Here is a 26,642-nt window from a genome sequence, read left to right as displayed (position 1 = left end):
GGTCACCCCGGTCGCTCGCGACCTCGGTCCTGGGGGAGGTCGGTTGCGCCGGTCACTCGCCGGACCGGCGCGGGGCCCGCGGTGCGGACGCACGCTGGTCGGCGAGGCGTTCGCCGATGGTGCGCAGACCCTCCAGGTCGTGCACGTCGTCGGCCAGGGCCGCCACCTCCGCGACCGGGACGTCCGGGTGCAGCGCCGTGAAGCGGTCCCGCGTACGGCGTTCGCGCGCCAGCAGGCGCATGCGCTCGGCGTGCAGCCGCAGCAGCCCGGCCGCCAGTTCGTCGATGTCACCGTCACTGTCATCGACAGGCCGGCGGTCAGGCACACGGTCCGCGTCGGATGCGCCGGTCGCATCGGCCGCGTCAGCCGTGGCGGTGGCGTCCGGGACGTTTGGGGCGTCGGTGGCGCGGGTTTCGGCGGACGCGCTTGCGGGCGCGTCCGCCTCCGCGGCCGGGCGTGCCTCCGCGCCCGACCGCGCGTCAGGGATCGTTCGCTGTTGTGTCCTGTTCCCCCCGATGGTGGTGATGGTCCTCGCTGAGCCGGTGTGCGTCGTGGGGTCCGGGAAGGGGGAGCCGTCCTCGGGAGCCACGGAGCCGGCCGCTGGAGCGCTCCGCTTGTCACTCTTCCCCTGCGGACGATCCACAATGCCGCCGTCCGCAAGATTTTCCGCGGCGGCCAGTGCCCGCTCGGCGCTCAGCCCGGCCGCCGCGCTGGTGTGCATCCGGTTGAGGACCAGTCCGGCGAGCGGCATCCGGTCGTCGGCCAGGCGCTTCACGAAGTACGCGGCCTCCCGCAGCGCGTCACGTTCCGGTGCGGCGACGACGAGGAAGGCCGTGCCGGGAGCCTGGAGCAGCCGGTAGGTGGCATCCGCGCGGGTGCGGAAGCCGCCGAACATGGTGTCCATGGCGGCCACGAACGTCTGCACGTCCCGCAGCAGGCCCGCGCCCAGCAGTTTGTCGAGGGCGCCGGTGAACATGGACAGGCCGGCCATGCCGAGGTTCACGACTTTCATCCCCGCCCGGCCGCCGACCTTCGCGGGAGCGGTCAGCAGTTTGATGAACCTGCCGTCCAGGAAGGAACCGAGCCGCTTGGGCGCGTCCAGGAAGTCCAGCGCGGAGCGGGAGGGCGGGGTGTCCACGACGATCAGGTCCCACTCGCCGCCGGCCCGCAGCTGGCCGAGCTTCTCCATCGCCATGTACTCCTGCGTACCGGCGAACCCGGCGGACAGCGACTGGTAGAAGGGGTTCTCCAGGATCGCGCGGGCCCGCGCGGGGTCGGCGTGCGCCTCGACGATCTCGTCGAACGTCCGCTTCATGTCGAGCATCATGGCGTGCAGTTCGCCGCCCGCCGAGGTGTCGATGCCCGGCACCCGGCGCGGGGTGTTGTCCAGTTCGGACAGGCCCATCGACTGGGCGAGCCGGCGTGCGGGGTCGATGGTCAGGACGACGGTCCGCCGTCCGCGCTCGGCGGCGCGCAGACCGAGGGCGGCGGCGGTGGTCGTCTTCCCGACGCCGCCCGAGCCGCAGCAGACGACGATCCGCGTCGCCGGGTCGTCCAGCAGCGGGTCGACCTCCAGGACGTCCGGGGCCAGGGCGTCGGAAGCCAGGGTGTCGGAAGCCAGGGCGTCCGGGAGCGGAGCGCCCGGGGCCGTCCCGCGCGAGGCCGGCACGTCCGGTGCCGGGGTGTTCGATGCCGGGGGGTGGTCGTCCGGTGTGCCGTCGGCCGTGCTGTCGGTGCCGTGCGGGTGTGCGGTGTCAGCTGCCGGGTGGGCGTCCCGGGGCGTGCCCATGGAGGTCTCTCCTTCTCCCGCTGTCACGCGTGCTTCCCGTCCGTGCCGTCAGACCCGTCAGTCCCGTCAGACCCGGCAGGTCCGTCGGCTCCGCCGGTGCCCCCGTCCGCGTCGGGGCCGGGATGCCATTGGCGGCGCAGCGCCGTGGCCAGCCCGTACAGGCCGGCCAGTTCGACGCCCTCGCTGAGCAGGCCGAGTTCCCGTACGGGGAGGCCCTGGGCGCGCAGCTCGGCGCGCAGTCCGCGTTCCAGCTCGACGCGACCGGCGTGCTCCCTGCCCTGCGCCAGCAGGGGCGCGACGAGCTGTTGCGCGCCCCCTCCGCGCCGTGCGCCCCCGAGCCCGGCACGGGAGAAGGCGCGCGCGATCTCTTCCGTGCGCCGGTCCGCAGTCAGCAGCTGCTCCTCCCCGGGCAGCCCGGGGTGGACCATGTTCACCACCACGGACGTCGCCGGGAGCCCGGCGGCCCGCAGCTCGGCGATGCCGTCCACCGTCTCCTGGACCGGCATCTCCTCCAGCAGCGTCACCAGGTGCACCGCCGTCTCCGGGGACTTGAGGACGCGCATCACCGCCTGCGCCTGATTGTGGACGGGACCGACCTTCGCCAGCCCGGCCACCTCCTCGTTGACGCCGAGGAACCGGGTGATGCGGCCCGTGGGCGGGGCGTCCATCACCACGGCGTCGTAGACGGGACGCTGCCGCTTGTCCCGGCGGCGTACCGCCTCGCACGCCTTGCCGGTCAGCAGGACGTCCCGCAGGCCGGGGGCGATGGTGGTCGCGAAGTCGATGGCCCCCAGCCGTTTGAGGGCGCGCCCCGCGCTGCCCAGCTTGTAGAACATCTGGAGGTAGTCGAGCAGGGCCCGCTCGGCGTCGATGGCCAGCGCGTACACCTCGCCGCCGCCGTGCGCGACGGCGATCTTGCGCTCCTCGTAGGGCAGCGGCTCCGTCTCGAAGAGCTGTGCGATGCCCTGGCGGCCCTCCACCTCTACGAGCAGCGTGCGCCGCCCGCCCGACGCGAGCGCCAGCGCGAGCGCGGCGGCGACCGTCGTCTTGCCGGTGCCGCCCTTGCCGGTCACTACGTGAAGCCTGCTCACGGCTGGGAGCCTAATTCTTCCGTCCGGGACCGGCGAGACCCGGCCGGGGACAGCCGGTGGGGACGGCCGGGTCGGCCGGTGGGGGACGGTGGCCGGGCGCGGGACGGTCCCGGCAGGTCGCCGGTGCGCGTGACCCTCCTGGGGAGCGCGTGTCCCTCCTTGGCGGCAGCCGTCCTGCGGGGCCGTCTGCGGGTGGCGCGCGGTTCGTTAGGGTCTCTCCCATGACGAAGTGGGAATACGCAACCGTGCCGCTCCTCGTGCACGCGACCAAGCAGATCCTGGACACCTGGGGCGAGGACGGGTGGGAGCTCGTCCAGGTCGTGCCGGGCCCCAACAACCCCGAGCAGCTCGTGGCCTACCTCAAGCGGGAGAAGCAGGCGTGAGCGCCGTCGAGGAGAAGCTCGCCGAGCTGGGGCTGACCCTCCCCGAGACCGCCACCCCGGCGGGCGCGTACGTCCCCGCGCTGCGCACCGGACCGTACGTCTACACCGCGGGCCAGCTGCCGCTGGTGTCGGGCACGCTGCCGACGACGGGGAAGGTCGGCGCGGAGGTGACGCCCGAGGAGGCGAAGGACCTGGCGCGTACGGCGGCGCTCAACGCGCTGGCGGCCGTTAAGTCCGTCGCCGGTGACCTCGACCGCGTCGCACGCGTCGTGAAGGTCACCGGTTTCGTCGCGTCGGCCCCGGACTTCACCGGCCAGCCGGGCGTCATCAACGGCGCCAGCGAGCTGCTCGGCGAGGTGCTGGGTGACAAGGGCGTGCACGCCCGCAGCGCGGTCGGCGTGGCCGTGCTGCCGCTGGACGCGCCCGTCGAGGTCGAGCTCCAGGTCGAGCTGGCCGACTGAACCACCTCCGCCCCGGGCCGGGCCCCGTCGGCGGCGCCCGGCCGGTACGGGTGCGGCCGGTGCGGGTGCGGACGGGGCGGGGCGGCCCGTCGGCGTCGGGCCGGGTCCACTTGGTGCCGGGGCCTGGCCTGCTTGGTACCCGGCCGGGCCCGCCTGGTGCCCCAGGCCGGGACTGCTCGGTGTCAGGGCGGCGCCTGTCATTGCCCGGGCGGGGTCTGCCGGTGTCCCGGCAGGGGGTCTGTCGTTGTGGTCGGGCAGGGACCGGCGGCTGTTGTCCGAGTGGGGCCGGCAGTTGTTGTCCGGGTGGAACCGGTGGTTGCCGTCCGGCCAGGACCGGCGGTCAGTGTCCGGCCAGACCGGTGGCCGGTGTCGGGCCAGGACCGGCGGTTGTGGGCGGGTGCCGGGGCCGCCGGTGTGGCGGCATTCGCACTGCGGCCTCTCGAACATCGGGGCGGCGGGTCGTAGCATCCGGCCATGCCGTCCTCCCCCTCGTCCCCGCCCCCACCCTCCTCACCCCCGCCGTCCCCGGCGTCCCAGAACGCACCGTCCCCCAACTCGTCCTCCGTCTCGGACGGCCAGTGGTTCCCGCCCGAGTGGCCCGAGCGCATCCGGGCGCTGGCCGCCGGGGAGCTGACCCCCGTGACGCCGCGCACCGCCGCCACCGTCATGCTGCTGCGGGACACCCCTCGGGGCCCCGCGGTCCACATGCTGCGGCGGCGCACTTCGATGGCGTTCGCGGGCGGCGCGTACGCCTACCCCGGCGGCTCCGTCGATCCGCGGGACGCCCGCGGTACGGACGGCGCGGGGCCGACGTCCGGGGAGTGGGCCCAGCGGCTGGGCACCGACGAGGCGAGCGCGCGGTCGATCGTGAGCGCCGCCGTCCGGGAGACCTTCGAGGAGTCGGGGGTGCTGCTGGCCGGGCCCGACCCGGAGTCCGTGGTGGCCGACACCACGGGGGACGACTGGGAGGCCGACCGTGCCGCGCTGGTCGCCCGTGAGCTGTCCTTCGCCGACTTCCTCGACCGCAGGGGCCTGGTGCTCCGCGGTGATCTGCTGGGGGCGTGGGCACGCTGGATCACGCCCGAGTTCGAGACCAGGCGCTACGACACGTACTTCTTCGTGGCGGCGCTCCCCGTGGGACAGCGCACCCGCAACGCCTCCACCGAGGCCGACCGCACGGTCTGGGTACGCCCCGCCGAAGCCGCCGCCGGCTACGACCGGGGTGAGCTGCTGATGATGCCGCCCACCATTGCCACGCTGCGCGGGCTGGCGCCGTACGCCACGGTGGTGGACACCCTGGCGGCTGCCGCCGGGCGGGACCTGACGCCGGTGATCGCCCGCGCCCGGCTGGACGACGACGGCCGGATCGAACTCAGCTGGCCGGGACACGACGAGTTCACCAAGAGGATCGACCCCGCATGACCGACGCCGCAGCACTGCCCGGACAGCCACGAGGCGGCCCCATCGGTGGCCCGGCCACCGCGCGCGCCCTCTGTGTGCTGGCCCCCAACCCATCGCCCATGACGCTGGACGGCACCAACACCTGGATCGTCGCCGAGCCCGACGCCGCGGTGGCCGTCGTCATCGACCCCGGCCCGCTGGACGACGCCCACCTGCGCAATGTCGTCGCCACGGCCGAACGGCTCGGCAAACGGGTCGCCCTCACGCTGCTCACCCACGGCCACCCGGATCACGCGGAGGGCGCAGCCCGGTTCGCCGAGCTGACGGGCTCTCCCGTCCGCGCGCTCGACCCGGCGCTGCGGCTGGGCGAGGAGGGGCTCGGGGCCGGAGACGTGATCACCACGGGCGGGCTGGAGCTGCGGGTCGTACCCACTCCCGGGCACACCGCGGACTCGCTCTCCTTCCACCTGCCGGCGGACGCCGCCGTGCTGACCGGGGACACCGTGCTGGGCCGCGGCACCACGGTCGTCGCCCACCCGGACGGGCGGCTGGGCGACTACCTCGACTCGCTGCGCGCCCTGCGGTCCCTGACGGTGGACGACGGCGTCAGCCACGTACTGCCGGGCCACGGGCCCGTGCTCGCCGACGCGCAGGGCGCCATCGACCACTACCTGGCACACCGTGCGCAGCGGCTCGCGCAGGTCGAGGCGGCCGTACGGGCGGGGCACCGGACGGCGCCCGAGGTCGTGGCCCATGTGTACGCGGATGTGGACCGGACGCTGTGGCCGGCCGCCGAGCTGTCGGTGCGGGCCCAGCTGGACTACCTGGCGCAGCGCGGGGCGGCATGACCCGCAGGGTGACCTGCGCGCGGCCGGCCGGTGCCGCACGCGGGTACGGGCCGGGGTTCCCCGGTACGGGCGTACAGGCCCGGCGGGCATGGGTAAGGGGCGCCCTCCATGGACGGGCGCCCCTTACACCGGCGTCGGGAGGCGTCAGCGCGAGCGCTTCGCCAGCCGCTCGATGTCGAGCAGGATGACCGCTCGGGCCTCCAGCCGCAGCCAGCCGCGGCCCGCGAAGTCCGCCAGCGCCTTGTTGACCGTCTCGCGGGAGGCGCCCACCAGCTGGGCCAGCTCCTCCTGCGTGAGGTCGTGCACGACGTGGATGCCCTCCTCGGACTGCACGCCGAACCGGCGGGACAGGTCCAGCAGCTGCTTGGCGACACGGCCGGGCACGTCGGAGAAGACCAGGTCGGACATGGAGTCGTTGGTGCGGCGCAGCCGCCGGGCGATGGCCCGCAGCAGTGCCGAGGCGACCTCGGGGCGGGCGTTGAGCCAGGGCTGGAGGTCACCGTGGCCCAGGCCCAGCAGCTTGACCTCCGTCAGCGCGGAGGCCGTGGCCGTGCGGGGGCCCGGGTCGAACAGGGACAGCTCACCGATCAGCTCGCCCGGACCCAGCACCGCGAGCATGTTCTCGCGGCCGTCCGGCGAGGTGCGGTGGAGCTTCACCTTGCCTTCGGTCACCACATAGAGGCGGTCGCCCGGGTCACCCTCGTGGAAGAGGGCCTCACCGCGAGCAAGCGTCGTCTCCGTCATGGAGGCACGCAGCTCAGCGGCCTGCTCCTCATCGAGCGCCGCGAAGAGCGGGGCGCGCCGTAGAACGTCGTCCACGAGTTCACTCCTTGTCGACCTGCCCATGGGGTCTGTGGATCCCATGATGCCGGACGGTGAAACCATGCGATCAGTCACAGCAATCAGTCACAAGTTTGACGCACGCGTGCCGTGAGACCCAAGGCGGGGCGCGCTAGGCCCCGCGGATCGGCTGCGTGGGCCACGAATCCCGGCGAACGCCCTTACGCTGGCCGAGTGTCCACCGCCCCGGCAAGTGCACGGACGGAGAGGGGCTGGACGGGTGACGGCGACGGAGGATTCCGCTGTGAGCGAACACCAGGCGGCCAGGTCGACGACGACGGGCCGGACGGCGAAGGAGCCGGCGCCGGGAGCGACCGCGGCGAGAACCGCCGGCTCGAAGAAGGCCGCCGCGTCGAAGAAGGCCACGCCGGAGAAGGCCGCCGCGAAGCGCGCCGCCACGCAGACGGCCTTCACCAAGTCGGCCGCGACGAAGAAGGCCGCGACCGCGAAGAAGGCGACGGCCGAGAAGACCGCCGAGAAGACCCCGGCCGCCAAGGCTGCCGCCGAGAAGTCCCCGGCGACGAAGAAGACGGCCGCCAAGACCACCGCGAAGAAGACCACGGCCAAGAAGACGGCCGCCAAGAAGGCCGCTGGCACCAAGACCGCCGCCACCAAGACCGCCGCCAAGAAGACGGCGGCGAAGGGGGCGGCCGGGGCGAAGAAGGCGACGGCCGCGAAGCAGGCGGCGGGGACGAAGCCGGAGTCGCAGGAGTCGAAGGCCGAGCGGGCGGCGCGGATCAACGACGCGCTGGCCGAGGTCTACTACTACGCACACCCGGAACTCGACTTCGAGAATCCGTTCGAATTGCTGGTGGCGACCGTCCTCTCCGCCCAGACCACCGACCTGCGCGTCAACCAGACGACGCCCGCCCTGTTCGCCAAGTACCCGACCCCCGAGGACATGGCGGCGGCCGACCCGGAGGAGCTGGAGGAGCTGATCCGGCCCACCGGTTTCTTCCGTTCGAAGGCGAAATCCCTGCTGGGGCTCTCCGCCGCGCTGCGGGACGACTTCGGCGGCACCGTACCGGGCACCGTCGAGGAGCTGGTGAAGCTGCCGGGCGTCGGCCGCAAGACGGCGTTCGTCGTGCTCGGCAACGCCTTCGGCGTCCCGGGGCTGACCGTGGACACCCACTTCGGGCGGCTGGTGCGGCGCTGGAAGCTCACTGAGCAGACGGACGCCGTGAAGGTCGAGCAGGAGATCGACGATCTGCTGCCGGAGAGCGAGTGGACGATGTTCTCGCACCGGACGATCTTCCACGGCCGCCGCATCTGCCACTCCCGCAAGCCCGCCTGCGGCGCCTGCCCGATCGCCGAGCTGTGCCCTTCGTACGGTGAGGGCGAGACGGACCCGGAGAAGGCGAAGAAGCTGCTCAAGTACGAGATGGGCGGCCAGCCCGGGCAGCGTCTCAAGCCGCCGGCCGACTACCCGGGGCGCCCCGCCCCGCCGCTGCCCGGCCGGGACCAGGCAGCCGGAGCCGCCCGGTGACGGACCGCAACCACACCGCGTCCGGAAGGGACGCCGCCGGACAGCCCGCGTACGGGGGCCAGGCGTACGGGGGCCAGGCGTACGGGGACGAGGCGAACGGGAACTCCCCGTACGGGACGCCCGGGTACGGGGACGCCGCGGGGAAGTCCGCCGCCTCCGCCGTGCCCGTCGAGGTCAGCAGCCGGGGGTTGCCGGAGTGGCTGAGGCCCGTGCACGAGGCGGCCGGGACGGTGGAGGCGAGCCAGCTCAGCCGGTTCCTGCCGCCGCCTGACGGAGGGGGCCGCCCCTCGGCCGTGCTGGTGCTCTTCGGCGAGGGCGCCGACGGACCGGAGCTGCTGCTGATCCAGCGGGCCTCCAGCCTGCGCTCGCACGCCGGGCAGCCCTCCTTCCCCGGCGGCTCCGTCGACCCGGAGGACGGCGATCCGCAGGGCGACGGCCGGCTGCGGGCCGCGCTGCGCGAGGCGGAGGAGGAGACGGGCCTCGACCCGGCCGGGGTGCAGGTCTTCGGCGTGCTGCCCAGCCTTTACATCCCCGTCAGCGGTTTCGTCGTCACCCCGGTGCTGGGCTGGTGGCACACGCCCAGCCCGGTGGCGCCCGTCGATCCGGCCGAGACGGCGCGTGTCTTCACCGTCCCGATCACCGAACTGTCCGATCCCGCCAACCGCGCCATGGCCGTCCACCCGGCCGGGCACGTCGGTCCGGCCTTCCTCGTCGGCCCGGCGCTGGTGTGGGGCTTCACGGCGGGTGTGATCGACCGGCTGCTGCACTACGCGGGGTGGGAGCGCCCCTGGGACCGCGACCGGCGGGTCCCGCTCGACTGGCACGCGTGAGAGGTCCGCTGGGCCGGCACGCGTGCGGCCCGTGCGACCGGCGCGCGTGAGAGTCCGGCCGGGTGCGCCGGAGACGGATCCACCCGGACCGGGACGTCTCCGGACCGGTCGTACGGGCGGCTGAGACGGGTGACGGCACAGGACGCCGGGCATGAGACGGTGTCCCTCCCCGCCTTCCGCTCCGCCCCGCGCGGCCGGGTGGAGCGGGACGGGACTGTCGTAGGGAACCCGAGGCGAGGCTGATTCGGTGAACGTGCTGGACGTACTGCTGATCGTGGCAGCCGTGTGGTTCGCGATCGTCGGCTACCGCCAGGGCTTCGTCGTCGGCATCCTCTCCGTCGTCGGCTTCCTCGGGGGCGGACTGATCGCGCTGCTGGTGCTGCCGCTGCTGTGGGACCAGCTCACCGGGGGTGAACGGCCGGGGACCGGTATGGCGGTCGGGGTCGTCATCGTGGTGATCCTGTGCGCATCGGTCGGCCAGGCGCTCACCACCCACCTGGGCAACAAACTGCGGCAGTACATCACCTGGTCGCCCGCGCGGGCCCTGGACGCGACGGGCGGCGCGCTCGTGAACGTCCTGGCGATGCTGGTCGTCGCCTGGCTGATCGGCTCCGCCCTGGCCGTCACCACCTTGCCGACGCTGGGCAGGGAAGTACGCGGCTCCAAGATTCTTCTGGGCGTCTCGCGGGTCATGCCGCGCCAGGCCAACGGCTGGTTCGCGGACTTCTCCGCCGTGCTGGCCAAGAACGGCTACCCGCAGGTCTTCTCGCCGTTCTCCGACGAGCCGATCCGCGACGTGCCGCCGCCCGACCCCCGGCTGGCGGGCAGCGCGGTCGCCGAGCGGGCCAGGCACAGCATCGTCAAGGTCGTCGGCACGGCGCCCAGCTGCGGCAAGGAGCTGGAGGGCACCGGCTTCGTCTTCTCACCGGGCAAGGTGATGACGAACGCGCACGTCGTCGGCGGTGTGCGGGAGCCGACGGTGCAGATCGGCGGTGAGGGACAGCGCTACGACGCACGTGTCGTGCTCTACGACTGGAAGCGCGACATCGCCGTCCTCGACGTCCCCGGCCTGCCCGCGCCCGCGCTGCGGTTCGCCGAGCGGGAAGCCGGCAGCGGCGACGGGGCGATCGTGGCGGGCTTCCCGCAAAACGGCGGCTACGACGTGCGCGCCGCCCGGGTGCGTGGCCGCATCGGCATCAACGACGGGCCCGACATCTACCACCGGGGCACCGTCAACCGCGACGTCTACTCCCTCTACGCCCTCATCCGCGAGGGCAACTCGGGCGGGCCGCTGCTCACGCCGGACGGCCGGGTGGCCGGCGTGGTGTTCGCCAAGTCGCTCGACGACGACCGCACCGGGTACGCGCTCACGCTCGACGAGATCAGCGACGACATCACCAAGGGCCGCACCGCTCAGCGCCAGGTGGACAGCCAGGGCTGCGCCCTCTGAAGCCGCGCCCTCTCAAGCGGCCCCCGGCGCACCATCGGTGGCGCCGTCGGGAACGCCCCGGGCCCGGCGGGCGGATCGCGGAACGCACCGACGGGGAAGCGGGTCCCCGCTGTGCCGGCACGGGCGCCCTCGCCATACAGGAGACGGCGTTCCCCGTACCGGAGCTGGGCCTCGCCGTGTCAGAAGCGGGCGTGCCGGAGTCTCGCGCCGACCCAGCGCGCGCGGCGGCGGAGGATGCGCGGGATGTCCAGTTCGGCGTCCGCGTCGGCGGGGTGCGGCCGGGCGGCGCGCGGGGACGCCTGTCCGCGCGGGTCCCTCGAACGACCGCGGTCACGTGCCACGTCACGGAAGTCGTGCGTCAAGCCCATACCGGGGTCCCTGCCCCTGCCTCATGGTCAGTAATCGCCCACGGGCCCCTCGTTCGGCCTATGCGGTGGGCACATGTTCGGACGAACGGCTCGGGTGAACAGCGGGTCGAGGGCGCGGCGGGGGAGCGGTGCTCAGCGGTCCGGTTCCGGATCGCCGAGCCAGTGCACCAGCTCGCTGGTGAAGGCCGCCGGATCCTCCTCGTGCGGCCAGTGCCCCAGCCCGTCGAAGAGCCGCCAGCGGTACGGGGCCTCGACGTACTCCCCGGAGCCGGCCGCGCTGCGGGTCCGCGCCACCGGATCGAGCGAGCCGTGCAGATGCAGCGTCGGCACCCGCACCGGGCGCTTCATCCTGCGGTAGAACTGGAGGCCGTCCGGCCGTGCCAGCGACCGCACCAGCCACCGGTACGGCTCCACCGAGCAGTGCGCCGTGGAGGGCACGCACATCGCACGCCGGTAGTTCTCGACAGCGGCGTCCTCCTGCGGCCCGGCCAGCTTGGGCCCGGCCCACTCCCGGATGAGCCGCCCCACCAAGGCGCCCTCGTCGGCCACGAGCTGACGTTCCGGTATCCACGGCCGCTGGAAGCCCCAGATGTGGGAGCTGGCCGCCGTCTGCCGTACGTCGGCGAGCATGGCCGCCCGCCAGCGGCGCGGGTGCGGCATCGAGACGACCGCCAGCCGGCGGATCAGCTTGGGCCGCATCACCGCCGCCGTCCACGCCAGGTAGCCGCCCAGATCATGTCCGACCAGCGCCGCGTCGGGCTCCCCCAGGGAGCGGATGACACCGGTCACATCGAGCGCGAGGTTGGCCGGGTCGTAGCCGCGCGGCGTACGGTCGCTGCCGCCCACCCCGCGCAGATCCATGGCGACGGCGCGGTAACCGGCGTCCGCCAGCGCCGGCAACTGGTGCCGCCACGCCCACCAGTACTGCGGGAAACCGTGCACGAGCAGCACCAGCGGTCCCTCGCCCATCTCGGCGATGTGGAACCGCGCCCCGTTGGCGGCCACGTCCCGGTGTGTCCAGGGGCCCTCGGGCCGGATCACGGCCGCGGGACTGTCTGCGAGCGTCATACGGACGAGCGTGTCACACCCTCCGGCTGCGGTTGCCCTTTCCCTCCGTTCTCCGCCGCACGGGGGTGGGGCCTGGCGTGCGAGAGGACGGACGCGCTCTGCTTGGCGGAGGCCATCGACTTCTGCGCGCTCTTGCTCTTGGCGACCTTCTTGAACTTCGCCAGCGCCGCCAGCAGCAGGATCAGCGCGAGCACGATGAAGGCGCCGCCCACGATCAGGAACGACCATGCGAGCCCGAGCCCCAGGTTGTGGATGCCGTAGGCGGCGGCGAAACTGAGCACCGGCAGCGCGAAGAGCAGGAAGACGCCGGCGATCAGGGCGGCGCCGCTGCCCATCACCCCGCGCTTGACGTCCTGCCGCAGTTCGGCCTTGGCCAACGCGATCTCGTCGTGCACCAGCGCGGACATCTCGGCAGTGGCCGCCGCGACCAACTGGCCGAGGCTGCGGCCGTCGTCGGCTGCGCTCATCGCTGTTACTCCCTTGCCATCGTTCGGGCCCGCGGCGGTGCGGGCTGGGCTTCCGGGCTCTGGTGCCCGGATTACCGGCCGGTCAACATGCCGGCAGGCTCAGATCATGCCGGACCATCGTCCGTCACGTCGTGGCCTTGGGCCACCTCGGCGAGCCTGCGGTGCTCCGCGGCCTTCGCTTCGTACAGCGCCGCCATGCGCAGGTGGAACGCGGGGTCGTGCTCCTCGTAGACGTCCGGGACGCCGTCGCCGTCCTCGTCGCGGTCCTCGGCCTCCACGAGCGAACGGTGCTTGCGGGCACGCAGCTTCAGCAGCACCCCGGCGAGGACGGCGGCCAGCAGCGAGCCCGTCAGCACGGCTGCCTTCGCCTCGTCGGCGAGGGCCGTCCCGCTGCCGAACGCCAGCTCGCTGATCAGCAGCGAAACGGTGAATCCGATCCCGGACAGGGTGGCGACGGCCAGCACGTCCGCCCAGGCCAGCTCCCGGTTCAGTTCGGCCTTGGTGAAACGTGCCGCCGCCCAGGCCCCGCCGAAGACGCCGAGCGTCTTGCCCGCCAGCAGCCCGAGCACCACACCCAGCGTCTCCGGCTTGGTGAACACCCCGGTCAGCGCGTCGCCAGAGACCGCGACCCCCGCCGCGAACAGCGCGAACACCGGGACCGCCAGCCCGGCGGACAGCGGCCTGACCAGGTGTTCGATGTGCGCGGCCGGTGAGGTGTGCTCCCCGGGCCGTACGGTGCAGCGCAGCATCAGTCCCATCGCGACCCCCGCCACCGTCGCGTGCACCCCGCTGGCGTGCATCAGCGCCCATACGACGACGGCCAGCGGGACGTACACGTACCAGCCGCGCACCCCCTTGTGGTGCAGGAACCAGAACACCGCCAGCCCCGCGACGGCACCGGCCAGCGCGCCGAGGCTGATGCCCGCCGAGTAGAAGACGGCGATGATCACGATGGCGCCCAGGTCGTCCACCACGGCGAGGGTGAGCAGGAATGCCCGCAGCGAGGAGGGCAGCCCGGTGCCGAGCACGGCCAGCACACCGAGCGCGAAGGCTATGTCCGTCGCCATGGGTATCGCCCAGCCGCGCAGGTCACCGCCGCCGGCCGCGGCGGCGACGGCGTAGATCGCCGCCGGGACGGCCATACCGCACGCCGCCGAGACGATCGGCAGCGCGGCGGCCCGCGGGTCGCGCAGTTCGCCCGCGACCAGCTCGCGTTTGAGTTCGATCCCGGCGACGAAGAAGAAGACGGTCAGCAGCCCGTCCTTGGCCCAGTCCGCGACCGACAGCCGCAGGTGCAGCGCCTCGGGGCCGAGGTGGAAGTCCCGGAGGCTCTCGTAGAAGCCACTCGCGCCGGTGTTGGCCAGCAGCAGCGCGAGGACCGCGGCGGCCAGCAGGAGGGTGCCGCCGACCGTCTCGGTGCGCAGCGCGTCGGCGAGGAACGTCCGCTCGCCCAGTGGCAGCCGGCCCAGGAAGACGGAGCGGCGCGGCGTGCGCTCGGAAGTGGGCGCCCCGTGCCCGGGCGGTGTCCGGCTCTCGGCCTGCTCTTCGGCCTGGTGCCCGGCCGGGGGCGCGTTGCGCGGGGCCGGGGACGGGTTCGGCTCGTGCGGCGGGGGGCTGTGCTGCGGCGTCATGACGGCCTCCGGGAAGGTGGCGGACACACTGCGGGTGTGTGCGTGGACACACCTGTGGTGTGTGCCGACCAGACTTCCCGGCTCGCCCCAGGTCTTGGCACATTCTTTACGCGCCGTTGCCAGGGTAACCAACACGGGCGAGGGGGCGCCCGGCCCGGGCGCCCCCTCTTTCCGGCTCAGTGGCTCAGTCCTCGCTCGGCGCGCTCGGCAGCTTCGCCTGGATCAGCTCCATCACCGAGGAGTCGGTCAGGGTCTGGGTGTCGCCCAGCGTCCGGTTCTCCGCGACGTCCCGCAGCAGCCGGCGCATGATCTTCCCGGAGCGGGTCTTGGGCAGCTCGGCGACCGGCAGGATGCGCTTCGGCTTGGCGATCGGGCCCAGCTGCTTGGCCACATGGGCGCGCAGCTCCTCCACCAGCTGCTCGTCCTCGGCGGCGCCGCCGCGCAGGATGACGAACGCGCAGATGGCCTGCGTCGTCTGCGGGTCCGTGGCGCCCACGACCGCCGCTTCCGCGACCTTCGGGTGCGAGACCAGGGCGGACTCCACCTCGGTGGTGGAGATGTTGTGCCCGGAGACGAGCATCACATCGTCCACCCGGCCCAGCAGCCACACATCACCGTCGTCGTCCTTCTTGGCACCGTCGCCCGCGAAGTACCGGCCCTCGAAGCGCGACCAGTACGTGTCCAGGAACCGCTGGTCGTCACCCCAGATGGTGCGCAGCATCGACGGCCACGGCTCCGTCAGCACCAGATAGCCGCCGGCGCCGTTGGGCACCTCGTTGGCCTCGTCGTCCACCACCGTCGCCGAGATGCCGGGCAGCGGCACCTGTGCGGAGCCAGGCTTGGCCTCGGTCACCCCCGGCAGCGGGCTGATCATGATGGAGCCGGTCTCGGTCTGCCACCAGGTGTCCACCACCGGAGTGCGGTCGGCACCGATGTGGTGCCTGTACCACATCCACGCCTCCGGGTTGATCGGCTCACCCACCGAACCGAGGATGCGCAGCGACGACAGGTCGAACTTCGCCGGGATGTCGTCGCCCCACTTCATGCAGGCGCGGATCGCGGTCGGCGCGGTGTAGAGGATCGTCACGCCGTACTTCTGCACGATCTCCCACCAGCGGCCCTTGTGCGGCGAGTCCGGCGTCCCCTCGTACAGCACCTCGGTGGCACCGTTGGCCAGCGGGCCGTAGACGATGTACGAGTGCCCCGTCACCCAGCCGACGTCGGCGGTGCACCAGAAGACGTCGCTCTCCGGCTTGAGGTCGAAGACCGCGTGGTGGGTGTACGCGGCCTGGGTGAGGTAGCCGCCGGTGGTGTGCAGGATGCCCTTCGGCTTGCCGGTGGTGCCCGAGGTGTAGAGGATGAACAGCGGGTGCTCGGCGTCGAAGTCCTGCGGAGTGTGCTCCTCGGACTGCCGGCCGACCAGTTCGTGCCACCACACGTCGCGGCCCTCGGTCCAGGAGATGTCCTCCTGGCCGGTGCGCCTGACGACCAGGACGTTGCGCACCTTCTCGGTGCCCGGGCGGGTCAGCGCCTCGTCCACGGCCGGCTTGAGCGCCGATGCGGCACCCTTGCGGTAGCCGCCGTCGGAGGTGATGACCACCCGCGCGTCGGCGTCCTGGATACGGGTGGCGAGCGCGTCCGCCGAGAAGCCGCCGAAGACCACCGAGTGCGGGGCGCCGATACGGGCGCAGGCCAGCATCGCGACGACCGTCTCCGGGATCATCGGCATGTAGATCGCGACCCGGTCGCCGGCCTGGACGCCCAGCTCGGTCAGCGCGTTCGCCGCCTGCGAGACCTCCCGCTTGAGGTCGGCGTAGGTGAGCGCCCGGGTGTCACCGGGCTCGCCCTCGAAGTGGATGGCGACCCGGTCGCCGTTGCCGGCCTCGACGTGGCGGTCCACGCAGTTGTAGGCGACGTTGAGCTTGCCGTCCTTGAACCACTTGGCGAAGGGCGGGTTGGACCAGTCCAACGTCTCGGTCGGCTCGGTGCCCCAGCTCAGACGGCGTGCCTGCTCGGCCCAGAAACCCAGCCGGTCGGCCTTCGCCTGCTCGTAGGCCGCGGCCGTGACGTTGGCGTTCGCGGCCAGGTCGGCGGGCGGGGCGAACCTCCGCTCCTCACGAAGCAGGTTGGCCAGGCTTTCGTTGCTCACGGCATCTCCCTTTCCCGGGGTGTGCGCTGTCCCGGCCCTAGCTCATCAGCCGCCGCACCCCCATGACAAGGGTCGTCGGGCAAACTGGTGTAGACCTGTCGCGCCCGACCGTGACGGGCCCGCCCCGCCGCACGGAAAGGCCGCGCGCACGCCGCACGGAAAGGGCACGCGCGCGCCGCACGGAAAGGGCACGTGCGCGCCGCCGCCCCGGCCCCGCCCGTACCCCGCCGGCACCGGCGCCCCGGGGTCATTGATTCCTCGTCGACTCCTCGTCGCCGCCCGGTGCTTCGTGCCGCCGGTGTCTTGCCGTCCCCGGGGCTGGTACGTCCCTGGGGTCCCCGGAGTGCCTTCTCGTTTCTCGTCCGCCGTGCCCGGGGCGGTGTTCCGCCTATCGAGTGAAGGGCTCTGAAAAGCCGCTTGTCTTATTTGTCTTATTAACGTCTCGTGTCACTTTTATCCGTACGGCGTCGCCCCGGCCGGTACCGCCGGCGACGGACGAGGTGGCGGACGAGACGGACGAGACGGATGAGACAAGGCGAGAGGACGAGGTGAGCCGATGGCAGCCACGCGAAGACGACCCGCTCTCACCACCGCGGTTCTGGCGACAGTGGCGCTGTCCCTGGCCGCCGGATGTTCCTCGACCGAGCAGCCGCGGAGTACGGAACGGGCACAGGGGGGCGCGCCGGAGGCCAAACCGCAAGTCCTGGGCGACGGTTCGACCTCGCTGACCGGCCGCCAGCCCGCCCAGCCCACCGCGCGCAAACTGAAACCCGGCCGGAAACCGCCGCAGTTCGTCGTCTTCTCCTGGGACGGCGCAGGAGAGGACGGCAACAAGCTCTTCTCCCGTTTCCGGAAGGCGGGCAAGAAGTACGGCGCCGCGCAGACGTACTTCCTCTCCGGCATCTATCTGCTCCCGGAGAAGGAGGCGAAACGATACGCCCCGCCCGGGCACGCCGTCGGCGCCTCCGACATCGGCTACCTCGGCAAGGACAACGTCAGGGCCACCCTCCGGCAGGTCCGCCGGGCATGGCTGGACGGCAGCGAGATCGGCACCCACTTCAACGGTCACTTCTGCGGGCCGAACGGTGTGGACTCCTGGTCCGTCGACCAGTGGAAGAGCGAGATCCGACAGGCGCGCTGGTTCGTCGAGCACTGGAAGACGACCACCGGCTGGGACGGCGTCAAGGCGCTGCCCTTCGACTACAAACGGGAACTCATCGGCGGCCGTACCCCCTGTCTGGAGGGCCAGGAGAATCTGCTGAAGGCGGCGAGCCGCATGGGGTTCCGCTACGACTCCAGCGGCAACGGCACCCAGGTGTGGCCGGGCAAGCGCCACGGGCTGTGGGACCTTCCCCTCCAGCAGGTTCCGGTGCCCGGGCGGCAGTTCGAGACCCTCTCGATGGACTACAACTTCATGGTGAACCAGTCCGGCACCACGGACGGCCCCGCGTACCGGCGGCCGGAGTGGCAGCGCCAGATGCGCGACGGCCTCCTCCAGGGCTTCGAGCGGGCCTACCACGGCAACCGCGCACCGATGATCATCGGTAACCACTTCGAGGACTGGAACGGCGGTATCTACATGGACGCCGTCGAGGAGGTCATGAAGACGGTCTGCCGCAAAAAGGGCGTCCGCTGCGTCTCGTTCCGGCAGCTGGTCGACTGGCTGGACGCCCAGGACCCGCAGGTGCTGGCCAAATTGCGCACCCTGGAGGTGGGGGAGAAGCCCACGGGCGGCTGGAAGTCCTTCCTCGCACCGACCGGCCGGCAGGTCCGGGCCGGCTGACGGAGGGGCGGAAGACGGAAGGTCGCCCCCTGCCGGGCCCGCACCTGTGAGCGGACGCCCCGCCGGGCCCTCCCGGCGGGGCGTCCAGATGTGCGGCCGTGCGGCTGCTCAGGCGGGCTGAGGCGTCGGCCGGGCCGGCTGCGGCACGCCCGCCTGAAGGTCCTCGCTCAGCACGAAGGAGGGGTCCACCTGGGCGGCGAGGTCCGCCCCGGTCCTGGCGTTCGCCCAGCTCTCGGCGTTCCGCAGGTGGAAGTGCACCATCTGGCGGGTGTAGCGCTCCCAGTCCCGCTGCTCGTACGCGGCGTCGGCGGCCTCGTGGAGTGTGCGCAGCGCGCGGGAGTTGGGCTCCTCCAGTTCCGCGAAGGGGCGCGCCCTGCCCTTCTCCATGGCGCGCACCCAGTCGGAGTGGCCCACGGTCACCAGCAGATCGTCGCCCACCTCGTCGCGCAGGAAGTCGAGATCGTCCTCGCTCTGCACCTTGTTTCCCACCACTTTGAGGGACACCCCGAAGTCCCGGGCGTACTCCTTGTACTGCCGGTAGACGGAGACACCCTTGCGGGTCGGTTCGGCCACCAGGAACGTCATGTCGAACCGGGTGAACATCCCGGAGGCGAAGGAGTCGCTGCCGGCCGTCATGTCGACGACCATGAACTCCTCGCGCCCGTCCACCAGATGGTTCAGGCACAGTTCAACGGCGCCGGTCTTGGAGTGGTAGCACGCCACGCCCAGGTCCGACTCGGTGAACGGCCCGGTGGCCAGCAGACGGATGGCGTTGCCGTCGAGGGTGACCGTGCGCGCACAGGCGTCGTATACCGGGTTGTCCTCCTGGAGCCGCAGCAGCCGGGAGCCTTCGCCGGGCGGCGTCGTCTTGATCATCGTGTCGACGGAGGCGATCCGCGGATTGCTGCCGCGCAGGTACTCCTTGATGAGCGGCAGGTGGGCCCCCATCGCGGGCAGCGCGGCGGCCTCCTCGTCGTCCAGTCCCAGCGCGGCACCCAGGTGCTGGTTGATGTCGGCGTCGACGGCCACCACGGGGAGCCGGCGGTCGGCGAGGTGGCGGATGAACAAGGAGGACAGCGTCGTCTTGCCGCTGCCGCCCTTCCCTACGAAAGCGATCTTCATGTTCAACAGCGTAAGCCGCGGTCCGGGCCGGAACGGCCGATGTGAGTGAAGAAGACCACTCGATCGTGGGGTTGGGCCGCCCGGCCGGGTGCGTAGGGTCTTACGCATGAGTAGCACCGCAGGCTCCAACGGCCGCGCCGCGGCGCCCGGGGCCCCGACAGCCGACCCGCTCGCCCCTCTCGCCGCGCTGCCGGGCGTCCCGGAAGCCGTGGAGTCCGTGCGCACCTCGGTGGACCGCGTCTACGGGCACCGGATCATGCGCCGCCGCAGCAGCGAGGTGAGCGCCGAGGCCGCCTTGCGGGGGGCCCGCGCCTCCGCCGCGGTGGACGGCGCCGACTGGGCCCTGGAGGAGGTCCGCCGCCGCAGCGACTTCGGCAGCGAGACCGAGGCCCGTACGGTCGGCGCGGCCCTGCGGGTGACGGCGGAGTCCGGGCAGCTGCTCGACATCTGGAAGCAGTCACCGCTGCGTGTGCTCGCCCGGCTGCACCTGGTGGCCGCCTCCGGGTCGGCCCCCGACGAGACCGTCGGCCGCCCCCGCCGCCCCGGGGAACCCGTCGCCGGGCCCGAACTGGGCGTGGAGCTGCCGGGCGCCGACGAGGTCGCCGCCCGGCTCGACGGTCTGGCCCAGCTCCTCACCGCCGACAGTGCCGCACCCGCGCTGGTCACGGCCGCGGTGGTGCACGGCGAGCTCCAGGTGCTGCGTCCCTTCGGCTCGTACAACGGTCCGGTCGCACGGGCCGCCGAGCGCATCGTCCTGGTCGGCAGCGGTCTCGACCCGAAGGCCATCTGCCCGGCCGAGGTCGGCTACGCCGAGCTGGGCCGCGAGAGCTATACGACCGCCCTGGCGGACTACGCCTCCGGCACGCCGGAGGGGATGAGCCGCTGGATCGCGCATTGCGGACGCGCGGTGGAGCTCGGGGCCCGGGAGAGCACGGCCGTCTGTGAGGCCCTGCAGCGCGGCGCCGCCTGACGGGTCCTGCCGACGGCAATGCGGTGGCCCCGCCGCTACGGGCGGGGCCACCGCTGGCATGTCCACCGGGTTACCAGTGCGCGCGTCCTTCGTGTGTCCGGACATCAGGGGGGTCGTTGTGCCCTTCCCTGGTGGGACCTGCCGCATCGCGGGCTCGGCGTCGCGTGGGTGCCCGATTTTCATGCATCCGGTCCGTGGGGCCTTGCGTGAACGGGATCCTCTCGGATGCCGCCGGTCTCGCGGGCCGTCGACTCCTTTGTACCCCTGCGGGCCGCCCGATGGAACCCTTACCGGGGCAAGTTTTACTTTTATCGTCAATTAGGCGCGTATGGGATGAAACGGGCGCACGAGGAAAGGGAGTCGGGGCCCGTCGGGGATGTCCGGGCCCGGATCGCCCGGCAGGTTCAGAAGAAGCGGTAGCGGGGCGGCTGCACGGCCGAACGGCGGCGGTTGTTGAACCAGACGAGGCCCGCCGTCGCCGCTGCCGCCCCCACCGCGACCGCCGTCAGCGCCAGGGCGGGCCGTGACGGCATGGACAGCGAGGGGATGCGCTGCTTGAGGCGGACGGGACGGGAGAACGTCAGTACGGGCCAGTCCCGCGCGAGGGCTTCCTTGCGCAGTGCGCGGTCCGGGTTGACCGCGTGCGGGTGACCGACCGCCTCCAGCATGGGCAGGTCGGTGGCCGAGTCGCTGTAGGCGTAGCAGCGCGCCAGGTCGTACCCCTCGGACTCCGCCAGCTGACGGATGGCCTCCGCCTTGGTCGGGCCGTAGGCGTAGTACTCGATCTCACCGGTGAAACGGCCGTCCTCGACCACCATCCGGGTGGCCACCACCCGGTCGGCGCCGATCATCCTGCCGATCGGTTCGACGACCTCGGCGCCCGAGGTCGAGACGATGACCACGTCCCGGCCGGCCAGGTGGTGCTTCTCGATGAGGGACGCCGCCTCGTCGTAGATGATGGGGTCGATGAGGTCGTGGATGGTCTCGGCGACGATCTCCCTGACCTGTTCGACGTCCCAGCCGCGGGCGAGCCCCGAGAGGTACTCCCGCATGCGCTCCATCTGGTCGTGATCGGCGCCGCCGAGGAGATATACGAACTGCGCGTAGGCGGTCCGCAGCACTGCGCGGCGATTGATCAGGCCACCTTGATAGAAGGACTTGCCGAAGGTCAGCGTGCTCGACTTCGCAATGACCGTCTTGTCCAGATCGAAGAAGGCGGCTGTGCGGGGCATCGCGAGATTTTCCACGCCACTGAGCATAGGCGCCCACCATTCGGCGTAAGCTGTGGCGCGTGGGTTTGCCTGAGAAGGCTCTCGGGTACACCATGGAAGTCACGGATCGTTCGCGACCGTGCTAACCCGGCCCGACTCCTCCCCCCCCCGAGTCGGCCGTGGAGACGACCCCCGCTCTCCCCCCCGGCGGGGGTCGTCGCATGTCCGGGGGTATTTCCGGGTGACGTCGCCATCCCCGGCCCGGCTATTCGATCTTCAGATACCGGACTCCCTGATTCCTCCGAGCTGTAACCGAGTGTAATCGTTACGCTGCTCTCCGGCAGTCACCGGTTTGGGTGAGCGAGTTATTCACAGCGTCATGGTTGTCCACAGTTTTCGACCATGATCCACAAGTTTTTCCGGTTCGCTGCACCGTGAATCCCGTCGGCGTCCGCACCGTTTGCGGACGCGAGTGCCCAACGGACGGGGAGGCCCGGAGCATGGCCGAAAACATTCTGATTGTCACCGAGGACGACGCCCTCCTCGATGACCTACTGCGACTGTGCGCAGCCGCCGGGGCCGCCGAACCCCAGGTCGCGCACGGCGGCCCCGCGCGGGCGGCGGGCTGGGCGGCATGGAGCGGCGCCGCCGCATGGGAGCGCGCACCCCTCGTCCTGGTCGGCGACGACTGCGCCACCGCGACCGGCTTCGGCGCCGCACCCGCGCCGGGCGTCCCCCAGACGGACCCGGTGGTGCCACGCCGCCCAGGAGTGCTCCTCGTGGGGCGGGACTGGGACGACCCGGGCGTATGGGAGCGCGGCGCCCGCGTCGGGGCGGAGAGCGTGGTCCTGCTGCCCGACGCGGAGAGCTGGCTGACCGGCCGGATCGCCGACGCCGTCGAAGGCGTCGGCCGCAGGGCGCTCACCGTCGGCGTGATCGGCGGGCGCGGCGGCGCCGGAGCCTCCACACTGGCCTGCGCCCTCGCCGTCACCGCCGCCCGGGCCGGGGAGCAGACCATGCTCATCGACGCCGACCCCCTCGGCGGCGGACTGGACGTGCTGCTGGGCGCCGAGCGGACCCAGGGGCTGCGCTGGCCGGACTTCGCCGAGTCCCGGGGCCGCGTCGGCGGTGACGCCCTCGCCGAATCCCTGCCCCACCCCCACGACCTGAGCCTGCTCAGCTGGGACAGGGGCGACTTCTCCCTGGTGCCGGCGGACGCCATGCGCGCCGTGCTGGGCGCTGCCCGGCGGCGCGGCGGCGTGGTCGTCGTCGACCTGCCACGCCAGTTGGACGAGACCGTCGCCGAAGCACTCGTCCAGCTCGATCTGGGGCTGGCCGTCGTCCCCGCCGAACTGCGTGCCGTCGCCGCCGCCCACCGGGTCGCTGGCCGGCTGCAACTGGCCGTCCGCGACCTGCGCGCGGTGGTGCGGACACCCGGCGGCGCCCGGCAGGAGCGCGGGTACGAACCCGGACTGGACGATGCGGACGTCGCCCGGCTGCTCGGGCTGCCGCTCGCCGGTGAGCTGCCGTGGGAACGCGGCCTCCTGGAGGGCATCGACCGGGGCCTGCCGCCCGGCTCCGCCAAGGACGGCGCACTGGCCCGGTTCTGCGGGCGCTTCTGGGAGCACGTGCTCAGCGGTGGAGGAGTGTCCGCATGAGCCCGGAGCAGACCGCGCCGGTGCTGCCGGGCGGAACACGGAAGGGCCGCCTTGCGCGGCCGGCCGCCCCGTCACCCGACGGGCCGGACGCGGGTGAGGCACTGCTGGACGCCGTGCGCCGCAGCCTCGCCGAGACAGGAGCCGAACCCACCCCGGCGCGCGTCGCCGCCGTGCTGCGCTCGCAAGGGCGGCTGCTGGGGGACAGTGCGGTGCTCGGCGTCGTGGAAGCCCTGCGGTCCGAGCTCGTCGGCGCCGGACCGCTGGAGCCCCTGCTCGCCGACCCGGAGGTCACCGACGTCCTGGTGACCGCACCGGACCAGGTGTGGATCGACCGGGGACACGGGCTGCAACGCACCGCCGTCAGCTTCCGCGACGCGGCTGCCGTGCGCCGGCTCGCGCAACGCCTGGCGACCTCGGCCGGCCGCCGCCTCGACGACGCCCGCCCCTGGGTCGACGCCCGGCTCCCGGACGGCACCCGGCTGCACGCCGTGCTGCCCCCGGTGGCGGTGGGTTCCACCTGCCTGTCCCTGCGCGTGGTACGCCCGCGGGCCTTCTCCCTCGCCGAACTGGTGGCTGCCGGGACGGTTCCGCCCGGCGGCGAGCGGCTGCTGCGAGCCGTAGTGGAGGCCCGTCTCTCCTTCCTCGTCAGTGGCGGCACCGGCTCCGGCAAGACCACTTTGCTGTCCACCCTGCTCGGTCTGGTCGGCCACGACGAGCGCATCGTCCTGGCCGAGGACTCCGCCGAGCTGCGCCCCGACCACCCGCACGTCGTACGGCTGGAGGCACGCCCCGCCAACCAGGAGGGCGTGGGCCGAGTCGCGCTGCGCGACCTGGTGCGGCAGGCGCTGCGCATGCGACCGGACAGGCTCGTCGTCGGCGAGGTCAGAGGTGCGGAAGTCACCGATCTGCTCGCCGCGCTCAACACCGGCCACGAAGGCGGGTGCGGCACGGTGCACGCCAACGCCGCCGCCGACGTCCCGGCCCGGCTGGAGGCCCTGGGTACCACCGCCGGACTCGACCGCGCGGCGCTGCACAGCCAGCTCGCGGCGGCACTCGATGTGATCGTGCACCTGGTGCGCGGGCGCGACGGGAGGCGGCGGATCGCCCAGATCCACGTCCTGGAGCGGGACGCGGCCGGACTGGTGACGACCGTGCCCGCCGCCGTGTGGGACGGCCCGGGGGCCGCACGGGAGCACGGCGCGGCGACGGTCGGCTTCGTCCGTGAACGCGGCTGGGAGCGGCTGCGCCGCTTGTGCCTGAGCCGCTCACCGGGGCACGGGGACGGCACAGGCGGCAGCCCCGGCGGGCCGGCCGCCGGGACAGGGAGCCCCTGCCGAGCACAGCCGGAACAGCGCCAGGCCGGTGGTGCGGTGGGGAGCGGGGGATGACGCCGATGTTCACGCCCGACAGCGCCCCGCCCTTCCCCGTGTGGGCGGCCTGCGCCGTGCTGATGTGCGCCTTGGCAGCGGCCTGGCTGCCGCCAGGACGGAGGGACGGCGCACGACGGGCCAGGCTGCTGCTCGCCGGGGGCGGTGCGGTCACCGGACGGCGGGGCTTCGAGCCACCACGCTGGTGGCGGCAGTTCTCGGCAGCCGTGCGAGCCCGGGTCACCGAGCGGTTCGGACGGGCCTGGTGGTGCCTGCCCGCCGCCCTGTCGCTCGCCCTGCTGGGCCGGTCCTGGATCCCCCTGGCCGCCGGGTTTGTGGCCGTGCCCGTCGTACGCCGCAAGCTGCGGCGCCGGGAGGCGCTGCGTGCGGCACGCCGGCGGGAAGCCGCCGCAGTGGAGCTGTGCACGGCTGTCGCGGGCGAGTTGCGGGCCGGCAGACAGCCAGACGGAGCACTACTCGCCCTCGACCGTGCGGTGACGCGGTCCTTCGGCCAGGCGGGAGCGGCGGTGCTCGCGGCGGCACGGTTCGGGGGCGACGTACCCGATGCGCTGCGGCAGACCGCCGCACTGCCGGGCGCCGAAGGGCTCGCCGGAGCCGCCGCCTGCTGGCGGGTGGCGGTCGACGGAGGAGCCGGGCTCGCCGAAGGACTGGAGCGCGTCGCCGCCTCCCTGCGCTCCCACCGGGAACAGCGGGAAGAGCTGGACGCCCAACTGGCCGGCCCACGCTCCACCGCACTGGCGCTCGCCCTGCTCCCGGCTGTCGGGCTGGTGCTGGGCGGCGCGATGGAGGCCGACCCTCTGCACATCCTGCTGCACACCCCGGCCGGGCTCGCCTGCCTGGTGACCGGGCTCGTCCTGGAGTGGGCGGGGCTCGTCTGGGTCGCCCGGATCGTCGGCGCGGCCGAAGGCCCCGGTCTGGCGAAGCCGGCGGGCCGGATGCCCGAGCCGTGGCACCGGCCCCGCACGCCCGTGAGGAGCGGACAGCGGTGAACGAGCTGTGGGCGGGCGTTGTCCCCAGGCTGTGGACATGGCTTCCGGTGACCCTGGCGGTACTGGGAGCGGCAGGCTGCGTCGCCGCGACGGTGGTGATGGCGCGGCGGGAGAGGGAAGCGCGGCAGCGGGCGCGCCTGGTGTGCGGTGCGGAGGAGCACGGAGAGAGGGGGCGCGGAAGGAAACCGGGCTCGGCAGGGGAGGGCCGCCACTTTCCCGGCACCCGCCTGCGGGAGGCCATGGGCACCGCACGGGTACGCGAGGGGATCGGTGCGGCGGGCGCAGGGATCGTGGCCGTCACGCTCATCGGGGGCTCCGCGGGGTGGCTCGTGGGCGGCGCGGCTGCCTTCGGGACGCGGCGCTGGCTGCGGCACAGGAGGGAGCAGGAGGCCGGGGAGGGCGCGGCCGACGCGGAGGAGCGGACCGCCGAGGCCCAACTGCCGCTGGCGGCGGAGCTGATGGCGGCCTGCCTGGCGGCCGGTGCCGGACCGGAGCGGGCGGCGGAGGCCGTGGGCGGCTCGGTGGGCGGTCCGCTGGGGGAGCGGCTCGTACTGGCCGCCACGGAACTGCGGCTCGGTGCCGAAGCGGCCTCGGTGTGGGGCGGGTTCGCGCAGCGCCCCTGGGGAGTGGAGTTCGCCCGGTGCATGGAGCGGGCGGGCGTGGCCGGGGTGCCGGCGGTGGAGGCCGTGACACGACTGGCGGCGGAACTGCGCCGCAGGCGGGCACGGGCGGCGAACACCCGGGCGAGACGGGCGGCCGTCCTGGTCACCGGCCCGCTGGGGCTCTGTTTCCTGCCGGCCTTCCTGGCCCTGGGAGTGGCCCCCGTGCTGCTGGGGCTGGCCCGCTCCTTGTGGTGAGCCGCGCGGGGCTGCGCAGCGGGGCCCGCCGGGGACGGCACGCACCACACGACGACTGCACGACAACGACCGCATGAAAACGACCGCACGACGACGCACGTACGAGGCACGGCGGTCCGGAACAGGGAGGGACGAAGGATGTCGGAGAAGGTGCGCAGGCTGTGGAAGAGGGCGCTGGCGGCGCGGAAGCCGCGCGGGGACCGGGGTATGAGCACAGCCGAGTACGCGATCGGCACGCTGGCGGCGGTCGCGCTGGCGGCGGTGCTCTACAAGGTCGTCAACAGCGGTCCTGTGGGAGCGCAGATGCAGCAGCTCATCGAACGGGCACTCCGTGGCTCGTTCTGAGCGCGACCGCTCCCGGCACCGGGCGGCCCCTCGCGGGGCACGGCCGGACGAGCGGTC

Annotated in this window: 24 protein-coding genes; 14 read left to right on the top strand and 10 right to left on the bottom strand. The window is 72.9% G+C overall.

The features are described from left to right. Positions 1-52 precede the first annotated feature (52 nt). Together bagB and bagA are read right to left on the bottom strand one after the other, a co-directional pair. A complete protein-coding gene (gene bagB, locus IO40_RS0111930; protein WP_234335600.1) occupies positions 53-1,789 on the bottom strand; it encodes an ATPase BagB in 1,737 nt (578 codons plus the stop codon). A 23-nt stretch (positions 1,790-1,812) separates the two neighbouring features. Further along, a complete protein-coding gene (bagA, locus tag IO40_RS0111925) occupies positions 1,813-2,880 on the bottom strand; it encodes an ATPase BagA (RefSeq protein WP_033229631.1) in 1,068 nt (355 codons plus the stop codon). A 221-nt stretch (positions 2,881-3,101) separates the two neighbouring features. Here bagA and sp36 point away from each other — a divergent pair, with 221 nt between their 5' ends. The 4 genes from sp36 (at position 3,102) to IO40_RS0111905 (ending at position 5,973) form a co-directional block, all read left to right on the top strand. Further along, positions 3,102-3,263: a Sp36 family protein gene (gene sp36 / locus IO40_RS36885; protein WP_003975360.1), complete on the top strand. Its 162-nt coding sequence runs from the start codon at positions 3,102-3,104 to the stop codon at positions 3,261-3,263. After that, positions 3,260-3,724: a RidA family protein gene (locus tag IO40_RS0111915; protein ID WP_016473043.1), complete on the top strand. Its 465-nt coding sequence runs from the start codon at positions 3,260-3,262 to the stop codon at positions 3,722-3,724. Before sp36 ends, IO40_RS0111915 begins: the two co-directional genes overlap by 4 nt. Positions 3,725-4,198: 474 nt before the next feature. Further along, positions 4,199-5,146: an NUDIX hydrolase gene (locus tag IO40_RS0111910; protein WP_016473042.1), complete on the top strand. Its 948-nt coding sequence runs from the start codon at positions 4,199-4,201 to the stop codon at positions 5,144-5,146. Beyond that, the gene (locus IO40_RS0111905; protein WP_016473041.1) at positions 5,143-5,973 is read left to right on the top strand and encodes an MBL fold metallo-hydrolase; all 831 of its coding nucleotides are present in this window, start codon (positions 5,143-5,145) and stop codon (positions 5,971-5,973) included. Before IO40_RS0111910 ends, IO40_RS0111905 begins: the two co-directional genes overlap by 4 nt. A gap of 144 nt (positions 5,974-6,117) precedes the next feature. Here IO40_RS0111905 and IO40_RS0111900 read toward each other — a convergent pair whose 3' ends face one another. After that, positions 6,118-6,792 (bottom strand): Crp/Fnr family transcriptional regulator, encoded by a 675-nt coding sequence (locus tag IO40_RS0111900; protein ID WP_016473040.1) that lies wholly within the window; start codon positions 6,790-6,792, stop codon positions 6,118-6,120. Positions 6,793-7,057: 265 nt separating this feature from the next. Between IO40_RS0111900 and nth the strand changes: the two genes are divergently transcribed. The 3 genes from nth (at position 7,058) to IO40_RS0111885 (ending at position 10,579) form a co-directional block, all read left to right on the top strand. After that, a complete protein-coding gene (nth, locus tag IO40_RS34815; protein ID WP_016473039.1) occupies positions 7,058-8,299 on the top strand; it encodes an endonuclease III in 1,242 nt (413 codons plus the stop codon). Between the two features lie 161 nt (positions 8,300-8,460). Beyond that, positions 8,461-9,129, top strand: a complete 669-nt coding sequence (locus IO40_RS0111890) for an NUDIX hydrolase (protein ID WP_031175383.1) — start codon at positions 8,461-8,463, stop codon at positions 9,127-9,129. A 247-nt stretch (positions 9,130-9,376) separates the two neighbouring features. Beyond that, a complete protein-coding gene (locus IO40_RS0111885; protein ID WP_016473037.1) occupies positions 9,377-10,579 on the top strand; it encodes a MarP family serine protease in 1,203 nt (400 codons plus the stop codon). 179 nt (positions 10,580-10,758) lie between these two features. Here the strand turns inward: IO40_RS0111885 and IO40_RS0111880 are convergent, their stop codons facing one another. The 5 genes from IO40_RS0111880 to acs form a co-directional block, all read right to left on the bottom strand. Continuing rightward, on the bottom strand, positions 10,759-10,947 hold the full coding sequence (locus tag IO40_RS0111880) for a hypothetical protein (protein ID WP_016473036.1): 189 nt from the start codon (positions 10,945-10,947) through the stop codon (positions 10,759-10,761). A 132-nt stretch (positions 10,948-11,079) separates the two neighbouring features. Beyond that, positions 11,080-12,015, bottom strand: a complete 936-nt coding sequence (locus IO40_RS0111875; RefSeq protein WP_016473035.1) for an alpha/beta fold hydrolase — start codon at positions 12,013-12,015, stop codon at positions 11,080-11,082. Continuing rightward, entirely contained in the window at positions 12,012-12,482 is a 471-nt protein-coding gene (locus tag IO40_RS0111870) for a phage holin family protein (RefSeq protein WP_016473034.1), read from the bottom strand. The genes IO40_RS0111875 and IO40_RS0111870 overlap by 4 nt, the downstream gene beginning before the upstream one ends. Positions 12,483-12,586: 104 nt before the next feature. Then, positions 12,587-14,113 carry a Na+/H+ antiporter NhaA gene (gene nhaA / locus IO40_RS0111865; protein ID WP_031175382.1) on the bottom strand — a complete coding sequence of 509 codons (1,527 nt, stop codon included), beginning with the start codon at positions 14,111-14,113 and terminating at the stop codon, positions 12,587-12,589. 184 nt (positions 14,114-14,297) lie between these two features. Continuing rightward, the gene (acs, locus tag IO40_RS0111860; protein WP_016473032.1) at positions 14,298-16,262 is read right to left on the bottom strand and encodes an acetate--CoA ligase; all 1,965 of its coding nucleotides are present in this window, start codon (positions 16,260-16,262) and stop codon (positions 14,298-14,300) included. 556 nt (positions 16,263-16,818) lie between these two features. On the opposite strand from acs, the gene IO40_RS0111855 reads away from it, so the two are divergent. Then, a complete protein-coding gene (locus IO40_RS0111855) occupies positions 16,819-18,045 on the top strand; it encodes a polysaccharide deacetylase family protein (RefSeq protein ID WP_016473031.1) in 1,227 nt (408 codons plus the stop codon). A 108-nt stretch (positions 18,046-18,153) separates the two neighbouring features. Here the strand turns inward: IO40_RS0111855 and IO40_RS0111850 are convergent, their stop codons facing one another. Further along, positions 18,154-19,167, bottom strand: a complete 1,014-nt coding sequence (locus tag IO40_RS0111850; RefSeq protein ID WP_016473030.1) for an ATP-binding protein — start codon at positions 19,165-19,167, stop codon at positions 18,154-18,156. Positions 19,168-19,273: 106 nt separating this feature from the next. Here IO40_RS0111850 and IO40_RS0111845 point away from each other — a divergent pair, with 106 nt between their 5' ends. After that, complete coding sequence (locus IO40_RS0111845; protein WP_016473029.1) at positions 19,274-20,137, top strand: Fic family protein; 864 nt, start codon at positions 19,274-19,276, stop codon at positions 20,135-20,137. Between the two features lie 404 nt (positions 20,138-20,541). Here the strand turns inward: IO40_RS0111845 and IO40_RS0111840 are convergent, their stop codons facing one another. Then, a complete protein-coding gene (locus tag IO40_RS0111840; RefSeq protein ID WP_016473027.1) occupies positions 20,542-21,396 on the bottom strand; it encodes an HAD family hydrolase in 855 nt (284 codons plus the stop codon). Between the two features lie 452 nt (positions 21,397-21,848). Here IO40_RS0111840 and ssd point away from each other — a divergent pair, with 452 nt between their 5' ends. The 5 genes from ssd to IO40_RS0111815 all read left to right on the top strand — a co-directional run bounded on the left by ssd (position 21,849) and on the right by IO40_RS0111815 (position 26,585). After that, positions 21,849-23,006 carry a septum site-determining protein Ssd gene (ssd, locus tag IO40_RS0111835; protein WP_016473026.1) on the top strand — a complete coding sequence of 386 codons (1,158 nt, stop codon included), beginning with the start codon at positions 21,849-21,851 and terminating at the stop codon, positions 23,004-23,006. Beyond that, positions 23,003-24,394 carry a TadA family conjugal transfer-associated ATPase gene (locus IO40_RS33460; RefSeq protein ID WP_016473025.1) on the top strand — a complete coding sequence of 464 codons (1,392 nt, stop codon included), beginning with the start codon at positions 23,003-23,005 and terminating at the stop codon, positions 24,392-24,394. The genes ssd and IO40_RS33460 overlap by 4 nt, the downstream gene beginning before the upstream one ends. Next, positions 24,391-25,383 carry a type II secretion system F family protein gene (locus IO40_RS0111825; protein ID WP_016473024.1) on the top strand — a complete coding sequence of 331 codons (993 nt, stop codon included), beginning with the start codon at positions 24,391-24,393 and terminating at the stop codon, positions 25,381-25,383. Before IO40_RS33460 ends, IO40_RS0111825 begins: the two co-directional genes overlap by 4 nt. Next, on the top strand, positions 25,380-26,240 hold the full coding sequence (locus IO40_RS0111820) for a type II secretion system F family protein (RefSeq protein WP_016473023.1): 861 nt from the start codon (positions 25,380-25,382) through the stop codon (positions 26,238-26,240). The genes IO40_RS0111825 and IO40_RS0111820 overlap by 4 nt, the downstream gene beginning before the upstream one ends. A gap of 138 nt (positions 26,241-26,378) precedes the next feature. Further along, a complete protein-coding gene (locus IO40_RS0111815; RefSeq protein WP_030407669.1) occupies positions 26,379-26,585 on the top strand; it encodes a DUF4244 domain-containing protein in 207 nt (68 codons plus the stop codon). The last annotated feature ends 57 nt before the right edge of the window (positions 26,586-26,642 follow it).

It is taken from the genome of Streptomyces albus subsp. albus (assembly GCF_000725885.1).
Taxonomy (GTDB): Bacteria; Actinomycetota; Actinomycetes; order Streptomycetales; family Streptomycetaceae; genus Streptomyces; species Streptomyces albus.
The sequence above is the reverse complement of the archived record's forward strand: the minus strand, read 5'-3'. Positions and strand labels throughout refer to the sequence as shown.

Coding starts and splice junctions, on each gene's coding strand:
- bagB (WP_234335600.1), bottom strand. CDS start 1,789: ATGGGCACGCCCCGGGACGCCCACCCGGCAGCTGACACCGCACACCCG.
- sp36 (WP_003975360.1), top strand. CDS start 3,102: ATGACGAAGTGGGAATACGCAACCGTGCCGCTCCTCGTGCACGCGACC.
- IO40_RS0111910 (WP_016473042.1), top strand. CDS start 4,199: ATGCCGTCCTCCCCCTCGTCCCCGCCCCCACCCTCCTCACCCCCGCCG.
- IO40_RS0111905 (WP_016473041.1), top strand. CDS start 5,143: ATGACCGACGCCGCAGCACTGCCCGGACAGCCACGAGGCGGCCCCATC.
- IO40_RS0111880 (WP_016473036.1), bottom strand. CDS start 10,947: ATGGGCTTGACGCACGACTTCCGTGACGTGGCACGTGACCGCGGTCGT.
- IO40_RS0111875 (WP_016473035.1), bottom strand. CDS start 12,015: ATGACGCTCGCAGACAGTCCCGCGGCCGTGATCCGGCCCGAGGGCCCC.
- IO40_RS0111870 (WP_016473034.1), bottom strand. CDS start 12,482: ATGAGCGCAGCCGACGACGGCCGCAGCCTCGGCCAGTTGGTCGCGGCG.
- nhaA (WP_031175382.1), bottom strand. CDS start 14,113: ATGACGCCGCAGCACAGCCCCCCGCCGCACGAGCCGAACCCGTCCCCG.
- IO40_RS0111855 (WP_016473031.1), top strand. CDS start 16,819: ATGGCAGCCACGCGAAGACGACCCGCTCTCACCACCGCGGTTCTGGCG.
- IO40_RS0111850 (WP_016473030.1), bottom strand. CDS start 19,167: ATGAAGATCGCTTTCGTAGGGAAGGGCGGCAGCGGCAAGACGACGCTG.
- IO40_RS0111845 (WP_016473029.1), top strand. CDS start 19,274: ATGAGTAGCACCGCAGGCTCCAACGGCCGCGCCGCGGCGCCCGGGGCC.
- IO40_RS0111840 (WP_016473027.1), bottom strand. CDS start 21,396: ATGCTCAGTGGCGTGGAAAATCTCGCGATGCCCCGCACAGCCGCCTTC.
- ssd (WP_016473026.1), top strand. CDS start 21,849: ATGGCCGAAAACATTCTGATTGTCACCGAGGACGACGCCCTCCTCGAT.
- IO40_RS33460 (WP_016473025.1), top strand. CDS start 23,003: ATGAGCCCGGAGCAGACCGCGCCGGTGCTGCCGGGCGGAACACGGAAG.
- IO40_RS0111825 (WP_016473024.1), top strand. CDS start 24,391: ATGACGCCGATGTTCACGCCCGACAGCGCCCCGCCCTTCCCCGTGTGG.
- IO40_RS0111815 (WP_030407669.1), top strand. CDS start 26,379: ATGTCGGAGAAGGTGCGCAGGCTGTGGAAGAGGGCGCTGGCGGCGCGG.